The following is a 12,421-nucleotide window of genomic DNA, read 5'->3' on the forward strand; positions in this document are numbered from 1 at the left end:
TCATGCAGAAGCATTCATTTTTTCTTTTAGCTTTTTTTGTTTTTTTCTTAATAAAATTAATTCTATAGTACCGGTAAGTGAAATAATCCCGACCAGAATATATGTAAAAATAGTCCCCTTATAATCAAGTGCCATACCAATAAACGGTGATAATATCGCAAAACTTAAATTAGCTGCAAGACTTACCATTGAAATTACAGTTGCTCTATATTTATCTTCTACTTGGTGATTAATATAAAAATTCATTGTTGGTCTATAAAGACTTCTAACTATTTGTTGCAAAGTCAGAAAAGCTATTGCCAATTTTGATATAAAAATTACTGGTAAAATAAAACTTAAAGTGGTTATTCCAAGTAGAGTTAATAAAACTTTTCTTGGACGAATATCTTTAATTTTCATTGATAAAAATTTAGAAGCCCAGGCGGCTATAATATTAAAAGCAAAAAAAATAACACCATACCATTTAACGTCTATATTTACAATAGAAAAATATGGTTGATATAGCCAGAACCCTATTCTAAAAGTAAAACCAATAAACATGGCGTAAACCAGTGCCCATAAAATCCTTGGTGTGTTTATTGCGAGTTTGAAACTTTTGAAAACATGTATAGTATAGCTGTGCTCACTTTTTTCTCGTTCTGTCTCCACAAAGAGAAATGCTATAAAGGAACCGATTATTACACTGAGTACGCTAATCCAGAATGGAAGAAATTTATTATAAGAATATAAAAAACCGCTGATTATAGAGCCAAATGCATGACCTAAAAATAAATAAGAATTACTTTTTCCTTCAATAACCTGGAAATCATTTTTTCTGTTTAATTTGATTAAACTTTCGTATAATAAAGCTGAGTCTGCCCCGCTTGATAAAGTTAATCCAATTCCAAATAATATCTCAGCTAAGGCAAAAACCCAGAAAGAATTAAAAACAATATACAGAGTCAACCCCAGAGCTGCAAAAACACCAGATAAAAAAAGGGAAAGTTTTCGTGAAACTTTGTCAGCTAAGCTTCCGGTAGGAACTTCAAACAGAAATATAGAAATGGAATAAATGCTCTGCAATAACATTATTTCGGAATAGTTCAGGCCTTTAAATATCATATAAGGAACTACAATAGGACCAATAATTCTAAAGTTAATAAAAAATCTGTAAAATGGGTAAATAATGACGTTTTTGTTATACATTACATCCCCCCCTGAAAAATATTTCAGCAATTATACAGGAGGAATATAACAGATACATTTCATCAAATTTACAAAATATAAAAAGCTGGATCTATACAGATCCAGCTAAATAATTATTAATTAACTATTTTGATTTTGTGTATCTTCGGGGTTTTGATTTGCACTACCCTGTGCTGCTTGAGCTTGCTGATATATATATTGTCCTAATTTCATTGATTCGTTTTTCAAATCTTCCATAACTATTTTCAACTTAGCTATATCATTATTGTTTATAGCGTCTCTAACATCTTTGATCAATGTTTCTAATCTTGTTTTTTGATCTTCAGGAACTTTGTCTTTATTTTCGTTAATTAATTTCTCTACCTGATATGCTAAATCATCAGCCTGGTTTTTAAGCTCGATTTCTTCTCTTTTTCTCTTATCTTGTTCTTCATACTCTTGAGCTTCTCTAATCATTCTTTCAATATCTTCTGAAGATAATTTATTTCTACCTGTAACAACCATTGATTGTTGTTTTCCGGTTCCTAAATCCTTAGCTGAAACGTTAACTATACCATTAGCATCTATATCAAATGAAACTTCAATTTGTGGAACTCCTCTTGGTGCTGGTGGTATACCGGTTAATTTAAAACTTCCAAGGAAGAAATTATCTCTTGCTAAAGGCCTTTCTCCCTGGAAAACTCCAATTTCAACTTCACTCTGGAAATCAGCAGCGGTTGTAAATACTTTACTTTTTCTAATTGGGATTTTGCTGTTTTTAGGAATAATAACTTCCATTAAACCACCTTTAACCTCAACACCTAATGATAAAGGTGTAACATCAACTAAAACTAAGTCTTGTTCCGTGTTTCCAGTCATAATTGCGGCTTGCACAGCAGCACCAACAGCAACTGCTTCGTCTGGGTTAACGCCTTTACTTGGATCTTTTTGGAAAATTGATTTTACTAAATCCTGAACAGCAGGAATCCTTGTTGAACCTCCAACTAATAGGACGTCATCTATTTCCTGTGGAGATAAACCAGCATCTTTTAAAGCGGTTTCAATAGGACCTCTTGTTGATTCAATTAAATCTCTTACCAATTCTTCGAATTTCTTTCTTGTTAATGTTTTTTGTAAATGTACAGGTTGTCCATTTACTACCGTTATAAATGGTAAATTTATTTCTGTTTCTAATTTTGTAGAAAGTTCTATCTTTGCAGCTTCTGCAGCTTCTTTTAAACGTTGCATAGCCTGTCTGTCATTTGATATATCTGAAGCATGTTCTTTCTTAAATTCTTCCACTAACCAGTTTATTATTCTCTGGTCAAAATCATCTCCACCAAGGTGGTTATTACCAGAAGTAGATACAACTTCAATAACACCTTCGCCAACATCTAAAATAGAAACATCAAAAGTTCCTCCACCAAGATCATACACAACAATTTTTTTATCTTCATGAACCTTATTTAATCCAAAAGCAATTGAAGCAGCTGTTGGCTCGTTGATAATTCTCAAAACCTCCAAGCCTGCTATTTCTCCAGCTTCCTTAGTTGCCTGTCTTTGAGCGTCGTTGAAATAAGCAGGTACTGTAATAACAGCTTTTTTGATTTTTCCGCCTAAGTATGCTTCAGCATCTCTTACTAATTTTTGTAAAACAAATGCACTTATTTGTTGAGGAGTAAAGCTTTTATTATCTATACTTACTTTATAGTCAGACCCCATTTTTCTTTTTATTGATCTAATAGTCCTTTCAGGGTGTAAAACAACCTGCCTTTTTGCTGGTTCCCCTGCGATAACTGTTCCATCTTTAGAGAAATGAACAATTGAAGGAGTTGTTCTTTTTCCTTCTGCATTTGGAATAACTTCAACATTTCCGTCTGGTTTCATCCAGGCAATAGCTGAATTAGTAGTACCCAAATCAATACCAACAACATATTCTTTTTCAGCCATATTATCAACCTCCTTGATTAATCTTTTTTAACTTCCGTATATATTATACTCCAAAAATATAAAAAATGTTCAATTGAAAAGAAAAATTAACCAAAGCATAAAATCATTTATATTACACATTTATATATTAAAATAATATATATTTTACGAAAATTTATAGCAATCTTAACTATTAACTGCTATATAAATATGAATAAAAAAATAAAAAACTAAGAAATCCATAAATTAATTTATACTTTTTTTAACAAAATCTATGTTATAATTATAATATAAATTAGTAAAAATGAAAGGAGTGTTTGTTTATGAAGTTGATTGAAAAAATGTTAGAAGAATTGTTAATAGAGTCAGTAAAAAAAGTATATCCAGAAATAGAAATAAAAAATCCAGTTGTTCAAAAAACGGCGAACGAAAACTTTGGTGATTTTCAAACGAATTATGCAATGATAAATGCAAAAACTTTGAAGAAATCACCGAGAAGTATTGCGCAGGAAATTGTAGATAATCTTCCAGAAAATAATATAATAGAAAAAGTAGAAATAGCTGGACCAGGATTTATAAATTTTTATATAAGAAATGAATTTTTAACAGGTTATTTACTAAAAATAGAAAATGAAAACCCGGATTTTTCCTTTATAAAAGATAAAGGAACTGTAGTAATAGATTATTCCTCACCCAATATTGCAAAGCCAATGCATATAGGCCATTTAAGGAGTACTGTAATAGGGGATTCAATAAAAAGAATATATAAATATTTAGGATATAATGTAGTTGGAGACAATCACCTGGGTGATTGGGGGACGCAATTTGGAAAATTGATAGTCGGTTATAGATTATGGTTAGATAAAGAGAATTACGAAAAAGATCCTATTGGCGAGATGGAAAGGATTTACGTAAAGTTTGAAAAAGAATCAGAAAAAAAACCAGAATTACTTGAAGAAGCAAGATTAGAATTAAAAAAATTACAGGATGGTGAGCCTGAGAACAGAAAATTGTGGCAGGAATTTATAGATTTATCATTAAAAGAATACAATAAAATATACAAAAGAATGGATATAGAATTTGATACATATTATGGTGAGTCTCATTATCATGAAATTATGCCAGAAATAGTTAAGATGCTTCTTGAAAAAGGTATAGCAACATATAGCGAGGGTGCTGTTGTTGTATTTTTTGATGAAAAAGAAAATCTTCCGCCGGCAATAATACAAAAGAAAGATGGAGCATTTTTATATGCAACATCGGATTTAGCCTGTATAAAATTTAGAAGAGAAACATACAAACCAAATAGAATACTATATGTCACCGATGAAAGACAACAAACACATTTTAAACAGGTATTTAATATCGCAAAAAAATTGGGATGGGATGATAATTATCAACATATATGGTTTGGATTAATGAGATTTGCAGATGGGGTATTTTCCACAAGAAAAGGTAATGTTATAAAATTGGAAGAATTGCTTGATAAAGCTGTAGAAAAAGCGAGAAAAATAGTTGAAGAAAAAAATCCAAATTTAACAGATGAAGAAAAAAATGAAATAGCAGAGGCAATAGGTATAGGAGCGGTAAAGTATTCAGATTTAAGTCAGAACAGAATAAGTCATATAATATTTGACTGGGATAAAATGTTATCTTTTGAGGGAAATACAGCACCATATTTATTATATACATACGCAAGAATACAGTCATTAAAAAGAAAAGCAAGCGAAAAAGGATATAAAATTGAAAACTCTGAATTGATTATAAATGAAAAAATAGAGAGAAAATTAGGTCTATTATTAACTCAATTACCTGTAATAACAATGAGAGCAGCAGAAGATTACAAGCCAAATTTAATAGCTGATTACTTATTTGAATTAGCGCAAACGTATAATTCTTTCTATAATAATTTACCTGTTTTAAAAGAAAAAGAGGATATATTAAAATCAAGATTGTTGTTATCTCATCTGGCAGGAGAAGTATTGAAAAAAGGATTGGATTTATTGGGGATAAGAGTTGTAGACAAGATGTGAGGTGAAAGAATGATTTATTCTGTTGCATTTTCTTTATTATTATCAGGATTAGCAGCATATTATCTTAAAACAAATATATTTTTGATGATTTTAGCGATAATTTTTGGATTAATTACAGCATTTTTCTCTTTTAAGTCAAAAAAGTACGATAAACTCACAATAACCTTTTTATTTATAGGCGTTTTGTTATCAGTGTTTGGCTTTATAAAAAAATTAGACATTAATTTGTTTGTTGTCATGGTCTTATTATCTACAATATTTTCATCCTTATATAATTATAAAAAAAATAGATTATATATAACTTTGGCCTGGATATTAAATGCAATTGCAATTGGAACATATATCTATATAAATGTTTCAGCTACTTCTGCAATAATTGTAGGAATTTTAATTTTTCTATCAGGTTTAAGAGATATAATGCCTAAAAAACATGAGGTTGATGAAATTGAAAAGGATAATATTTAGATTATTTAAATCTAATAGATATTCAATTGTTTCTTTAATAGGCGCTATTGAAAAGGAAAATATAGATATAGAAATAATGTTAGAAAAAAATTTTAGTAGAATACTTGAATATTCACCAGAAGAAACTCTAATTGCATATTCATTTATGAGTTTTGACATATTTGATGTTGAAAAAGAAATACCGATACTAAAAGAAAAAGGGTATAAAGTAATTGCAGGTGGTCCACACCCAAGTGCAATGCCAAAACAAACATTAAAAATAGGATTTGATCATGTTTTTGTTGGTGAAGGTGAAAAAACCTTCACTAATTTTTTGAAAATAGGAACGGACAGAAAAATAATCATATCAGATGAATTTGTGGACTTAAATTATTATCCGCCATTTGCCATAAAAAATAAACATTTTATGCCTATTGAAATAACTCGTGGATGTCCGTTTTTATGTGGTTATTGTCAGACGCCTAATTTATTTGGAAGAAAAGTAAGGCATAGAGATATAGAAATAATAATAGAATATACCAAAGAAGCCATAAAAAATAATAGAAAAATTGCAAGGTTTATAACTCCTAATTCATTTGGTTACGGCTCAAAAAATGGTGTTATACCAAATGTGAATAAAATCGAAGAATTGCTATATAGCTTGAAAAAAGTGGGGATTGAAGAAATATATTTAGGTTCCTTTCCCTCGGATGTAAGACCAGAATCAGTTACACCGGAAATTTTGAAAGTGATAAAGAAATATGTAAATAATAAAATGATTATCGTTGGTGCTCAAAGCGGAAGTGAAAAAATATTAGATAGAATAAAACGAGGGCATAATTTGGAAAAAGTTGAAAAAGCGATTTCCCTTATTTATGAAAATGGATTTATTCCATATGTTGATTTTATTTTTGGATTTCCATTTGAAACTGATGAAGATATAAAAATAACCTTTGAGTTTATGGATAAAATAACCAGGAAATATAATGCAGTTATCCATTCGCATACCTTTATGCCATTACCAGGTACACCATTATTCAATATAGGTCCTGGTAAATTAAATAAAAAGTATTATAAAAAATTAGGTGATTTATCAAGAAATGAAAAATTGGCTGGATACTGGCATAAGCAAGAATATTTATCTAAAAAATTATATAATCATTTTTTTGGAGGTTGATATAATGAGAAAAATAATTGTTATTTTATTGATGTTGTTTCCTTTATTTGTTTTTTCTGAAATAATAATTCAAAAAGATATTGATTTAAATAATGATTCTGAAAATGAAAAAGTTATATTAAATGGAAATTATGTAAGTTCAGTATATGTAGATAATTTAAAATTATCCATAATCGGAAAAGAATCAACAACAATAAATTTCGATTTTGGAGTATATGAGCCTGATATATCGTTTTATGATTTTGATGGAGATGGAAATTTAGATATTTTTTTTAAAGGATATTCAGGAGGAAGTGGAAATTATATATATTATTATATATATTCTTATGAAAAAGGTGAATTATTAAGTTCAAAACAAAGTTTAATAGATTTACAGGCAGAATTTATGGATAATTTCAAAGTTCTAATAAAATATAAAAATTATTATACATATATAGACCTATCAGACAGAAAAAAACAGTATATAAAAATGAAAGCATATAATGAATATGGTCAATTTACCGGGGATTACAAAAGTTTATTTTTGGGGGGAATTGCCGAATTAAAACCTGTTGATTTTGAACATGATGGCATATATGAACTTAAAGGAACTATAAGTTTGTCAGGACTGTTTCATGCAGATAGGATAGGGTATATCTATTTTATTTATTCCATAAGGGAAAAACAAATAAAGTGGTTAGAAATATCAAAAGTTATTTATGTAAAATAAAACATATTTTAATATTTGTAGCAAAAAATTTTCTTGATTTATAATGGTTCTTATGTTATAATATGTTTCAGAGCTCGTTCCGGCGTAGCTCAACGGTAGAGCGGGTGGCTGTTAACCACTAGGCTGGGGGTTCGAATCCCTCCGCCGGAGCCATCATTAAAAACCCTTTAGGGGTTAACAAGAACGTCCAGTTACCATGCTGGACGTTTTTTGTTTAGTAAAAACCGTATTAATTCTATAAAAAAAAAAGCGGAATCTATATAAATTTATGTTATAATAAGAATGAAAAATAAATCTGGAGATGATTACAATGAAAAAACTACAAATAGGTGCACAAGATTATAAAAAACTAATAATAGAAATTATATAATAGAAAAGATTTAAAATAAAAAGATTTTAATCCTATATTTGCGTAGGCGTGAATATTTTCTTTGAAAATATTGAAAAGTTATTATTTAAAATAATAAATTATTATCCTATAACCCGCCGTAGGAGAGCGATAGCTCAAAAGTTTTTTATAAAATCAAAAATATTTAAACCAATACCCGCGGTAGCGTGTAAGGGCAATCTTCGAGCCTTCGTTTCATTTGAGACTTTTTAGACAGCCTATATAATTTATGTGTATGATATAATTCTATAGTGAAAATTAACACAAATATATTTTTTGAGAAATAAAAGTGTAAAATTTCACGTATATAATAAAGATGTGAAATAAAGAATGTAAAACTTTACTGTCACAAAGTGAAAAAAATCTCATTATGGAGGTGAATATTTATGTGGGAAAGTAAAATAAATATAAATTCAATTCAAGAATTTAGAGGAGCAACAAGGATGTATTTAGGAGTAGGTGCGCTTGAGAAATTTAATGATATTGCTAGCGATTTAGTGAAAAAAGGAATAAATAAAGTAATAGTGGTAACTGATGAAATTGTATATACAGTAACAAAAATAAAGGAAAAGATTGAAAAAATAATGGATGAAAAAGGTATTGAATATGTTGTTTATACAGGAGTTAAGCCTAACCCAAATGTAGATATGATAGATGAAGTAAAGAAAATGGGATTGGATTTTGGCGCAAAAGCTATTATAGGAGTTGGTGGTGGAAGTCATATAGATACAGCTAAGAGTGCTGCTATATTGTTAGAATATCCAGAATATACAGCAAGAGAACTTTATGAATTTAAATTCAGTGCAGAAAAAGCCTTGCCAATAATCGCTATCAATACAACACATGGAACTGGTACGGAAGTAGATAGATTTGCAGTAGCATCAATAGAGGAAAAAGGTTATAAGCCAGCATTAGTATACGATTGTATATATCCATTATATGCAATTAACGATCCATTAACTACCGTTACATTACCTGAAAGCCAAACAACATTTACATCCATCGATGCTATAAATCATGTTACAGAAGCGGCAACAACATTGGTAGCAAATCCTTATACGATATTATTAGCAAAAGAGACAATAAGATTAATCACAAAATATTTACCAGAAGCTAAAGCGGATCCACAAAATTTAACAGCAAGATATTATTTAATGTATGCTTCATCAATTGCTGGAACATGTTTTGATAATGGATTGTTGCATTTTACCCATGCTTTAGAGCATCCATTAAGTGGGATTAAGCCAGAATTACCACATGGTTTAGGATTAGCAATTTTATTACCTGCTGTAGTAAAAGCAATTTATCCTGCAAAACCTGAAGTATTAGCAGAAATATTCGAACCTATTGTTCCAGGACTAAAAGGAATACCTGGAGAAGCAGAAATAATAGCAAAAGGTATAGAAAAATGGCTATTCAGTGTAGGAGTGACTAAAAAATTATCAGATGAAGGTTATACAATTGATGATATTGAAAGGTTAATTGATTTAGCATTTAATACGCCGTCATTAGATATTTTGTTATCAATGGCACCTATAAAAGCAACTAAGGAAATTGTAAAACAAATTTATCTTGATTCAATGAATCCATTGAATAAGTAACCACTTCTTCCTTTGTAATACGGCTCCCATTGGAGCCGTTTTTTGTTTTAATATAATTCAATATCGAAAATGATTGATGAAAAAAAATTAATTCTCTGTTAGTATACGCAGGATATGGAATAATATTATTATCTCTACATTTATATTATACTATTATTAAGAAAAAATGAAAAATAAAAAAATAATAGATAATTTAGTATATTTGATATTTATCTATTATAATTCAAGATGATTATTATAGAGAGAAATTGTTTTAACATTTTTTTTGTGAGATAATAACCTATAAGTAACCTTGTTAAGTGAATAAAAACAATAAAAAATTAGAATATTAATTCTAATTAAATTTCTTTATAACTGAATTTTGTGTAAGGGGGGAGAAAAATGGCAGATGAAGAAATTTTAGGAAAGAAGAATGAAGAGTTAAAAGAAGGGTCAGAAGATTTTCCGTTGGTTGAAGTTCCAATATCAGAAAGGAAAGGGTTTTGGTCAATATCGGTAGTTTTATTAGGATTTACTTTTTTCACTGCAACGATGTGGGCTGGAGGTAATCTTGGAGTATCCTTTAAATTCTGGCCAGATTTGATGCTTTTAATAGTTGCTGGTAACTTGTTATTGGGATTATATGTTGCTATATTAGGGTATATAGCATTTAAAACAGGATTAAGTACAGTTCTTTTAGGAAGATATAGTTTTGGAGATTGGGGGAGTAAATGGCCAGATTTCATTTTAGGATTTACACAAATCGGCTGGTATGCCTGGGGAACTGCAACAATAGCTATTCTTTTGACAAAGTTTCTCAATTTACCCCAGGGATGGAATATACCGTTAATGATACTTTTTGGATTTGCTTTTTCATGGACTGCATATGTTGGATATAGAGGATTGGAATGGCTTTCAAGGTTTTCTGTGCCACTGATGACGATATTAATTATATGGAGTATGACAATAGCAACAAAGGATGCAGGAGGTTTAGCGGGAATTCTTGGGATAGAACCTACAAAGGATATGACAACAGCAGCAGCTATAACTATAATCTTTGGAACATTTGTTAGTGGAGGGACTCAATCTACAAATTGGACAAGATTTTCAAAGACAGCATATTCTGCTGTATTTGGATCACTTGTTGCATTTTTTATAGGTAATGGGTTAATGATTTTTGCTGGAGCATATGGTGGATTAGTTTATCAAGAGCCGGACATAGTAAATGTTCTTGTAAAACAGGGATTGCTATTTTGGGGGATAGTAATGTTATTTTTGAATATTTGGACAACACAGGATAATACAATTTATAATTTTTCTGTTGCAGGATGTAACTTTTTTAGAACAGAGAAAAGAAGATATTTTACAATTGGAGGCGCTGCAATAGGAACTATTTTAGCAATATTGGGAATGTATAATTGGCTTATTCCATGGCTTGTTCTTCTTGGAACGTTTATTCCACCAATAGGTGGAGTAATTATGGCAGACTTTTTTTACAAACATAAAATGAAATATCCAAAAATTACAAATATAAAATTTCAAAAATTTAATTGGTCTGGAGTTTTAGGTTATATTGCAGGAGCTTTAATTGCAAAATATAGCCCCGGTGTTCCTCCAATTAATGGTATTATAGGAGCATTTGTGTTTTATGTAATTTTTGATATATTGTTAAAAGTATTTGGAATAAATAATAATCATGAAATAGTTGTAGGTGAAGAATCATGAAAATGATAATAAGAAATGCGCATATTGGCGAAGATAAAGAATTAAAAGATATTTTTATTGAAAATGGAAAAATAATAAAAATAGGAAAAATTGAAGAAAAGGCAGAAATAGAAATTGACGCAGATGGAAAATTGGTGTCGCCACCATTTGTTGATCCTCATGTTCATCTTGATGCAGTACTTACTGTAGGCGATCCTCAATATAATATATCAGGAACGTTATGGGAAGGAATAGAAATATGGAGCAAAAGAAAATTGAAATTAACCCATGAAGATGTGAAAAAACGAGCTAAAGAGGCTTTGAAATGGGCTGTGGCTCAAGGGATTTTAAAAGTAAGAACTCATGTAGATGTTTGTGACCCTGAATTAACAGCTTTAAAGGCAATGGTTGAAGTTAAGCAAGAAATGAGAGAATTAGTGGATGTTCAAATAGTATCTTTTCCACAGGAAGGGATAGTTAGTTTTCCAGATGGAGAAAATTTAATGAGAAAATCATTGGAAATTGGAGCAGATATAGTTGGTGGAATACCTCATTATGAATTTTCGAGAGATGATGGGATAAAGAGTATTGATATTATAATGGATTTAGCTAAAAGTTTTGATAAAGATATAGATGTACATATTGATGAAACTGATGACGATCAATCAAGATTTGTAGAATATTTAGCAGCTAAAACTATAAAAGAAAATTATTTTGGAAGAGTTACAGCGAGTCATATTACTGCTATGCATTCATATAATAACGCTTATGCTTATAAATTAATGAGTGTATTTAAAAAAGCTCAATTAAATGTTATAGCGAATCCGCTTGATAATATAGCTCTTCAAGGAAGATTTGATAATTATCCGATAAGAAGAGGCATGACTCGAATTAAAGAGTTATTAAAATCAGGAATAAATGTTGGATTAGGGCACGATTCTGTAATGGATCCGTGGTATCCGCTTGGAAGATATAATATGCTTCAGGTAGCTTTTATGGCTTTGAATGTTGGACATATGACTGGATATAATGAAATTAATGAGATCTTTGATGCAATTACATATAATTCCGCAAAACTTATGAATTTAAGTGACTATGGAATAAAAGAAGGAAATAAAGCTGATTTAATCATTTTAAATGCACCAAGTAAAATAGAAGCTATAAGACTTAGAAGTGAAGTGCTTTATGTAATAAAAAATGGAAACATTATAGCTAAAACAACTCCAGCTAAATCTTATGTAAATGATGAAGAAATAAGTTTTAGAGTGATAGGTATATATGAATAATTAAAAG

At 29.7% G+C, this 12,421-nt stretch carries 9 protein-coding genes and 1 tRNA gene; 8 read left to right on the forward strand and 2 right to left on the reverse strand.

The genetic code is table 11. The features are described from left to right. Both X274_RS01495 and dnaK read right to left on the reverse strand, forming a co-directional pair. Complete coding sequence (locus tag X274_RS01495; protein WP_047265033.1) at nucleotides 1-1,185, reverse strand: MFS transporter; 1,185 nt, start codon at nucleotides 1,183-1,185, stop codon at nucleotides 1-3. Between the two features lie 120 nt (nucleotides 1,186-1,305). After that, nucleotides 1,306-3,114: a molecular chaperone DnaK gene (gene dnaK / locus X274_RS01500; protein ID WP_047265034.1), complete on the reverse strand. Its 1,809-nt coding sequence runs from the start codon at nucleotides 3,112-3,114 to the stop codon at nucleotides 1,306-1,308. 302 nt (nucleotides 3,115-3,416) lie between these two features. On the opposite strand from dnaK, the gene argS reads away from it, so the two are divergent. From argS to codA, 8 genes are all read left to right on the forward strand, one after another. After that, the gene (gene argS / locus X274_RS01505; RefSeq protein WP_047265035.1) at nucleotides 3,417-5,126 is read left to right on the forward strand and encodes an arginine--tRNA ligase; all 1,710 of its coding nucleotides are present in this window, start codon (nucleotides 3,417-3,419) and stop codon (nucleotides 5,124-5,126) included. 9 nt (nucleotides 5,127-5,135) lie between these two features. Further along, on the forward strand, nucleotides 5,136-5,591 hold the full coding sequence (locus X274_RS01510) for a hypothetical protein (RefSeq protein WP_047265036.1): 456 nt from the start codon (nucleotides 5,136-5,138) through the stop codon (nucleotides 5,589-5,591). Then, nucleotides 5,566-6,747 (forward strand): TIGR04013 family B12-binding domain/radical SAM domain-containing protein, encoded by a 1,182-nt coding sequence (locus tag X274_RS01515; RefSeq protein WP_047265037.1) that lies wholly within the window; start codon nucleotides 5,566-5,568, stop codon nucleotides 6,745-6,747. The genes X274_RS01510 and X274_RS01515 overlap by 26 nt, the downstream gene beginning before the upstream one ends. A gap of 4 nt (nucleotides 6,748-6,751) precedes the next feature. After that, nucleotides 6,752-7,456 (forward strand): FG-GAP repeat domain-containing protein, encoded by a 705-nt coding sequence (locus X274_RS01520; protein WP_047265038.1) that lies wholly within the window; start codon nucleotides 6,752-6,754, stop codon nucleotides 7,454-7,456. Nucleotides 7,457-7,534: 78 nt separating this feature from the next. Further along, nucleotides 7,535-7,609, forward strand: a tRNA-Asn gene (locus X274_RS01525). A 621-nt stretch (nucleotides 7,610-8,230) separates the two neighbouring features. Beyond that, nucleotides 8,231-9,445 carry an iron-containing alcohol dehydrogenase gene (locus tag X274_RS01530; RefSeq protein WP_047265039.1) on the forward strand — a complete coding sequence of 405 codons (1,215 nt, stop codon included), beginning with the start codon at nucleotides 8,231-8,233 and terminating at the stop codon, nucleotides 9,443-9,445. A 381-nt stretch (nucleotides 9,446-9,826) separates the two neighbouring features. Next, entirely contained in the window at nucleotides 9,827-11,149 is a 1,323-nt protein-coding gene (gene codB / locus X274_RS01535) for a cytosine permease (RefSeq protein WP_047265040.1), read from the forward strand. After that, nucleotides 11,146-12,414, forward strand: a complete 1,269-nt coding sequence (gene codA / locus X274_RS01540) for a cytosine deaminase (RefSeq protein WP_197073303.1) — start codon at nucleotides 11,146-11,148, stop codon at nucleotides 12,412-12,414. The genes codB and codA overlap by 4 nt, the downstream gene beginning before the upstream one ends. The last annotated feature ends 7 nt before the right edge of the window (nucleotides 12,415-12,421 follow it).

This window comes from Marinitoga sp. 1155 (assembly GCF_001021175.1).
In the GTDB taxonomy this organism is placed as follows: Bacteria; Thermotogota; Thermotogae; order Petrotogales; family Petrotogaceae; genus Marinitoga.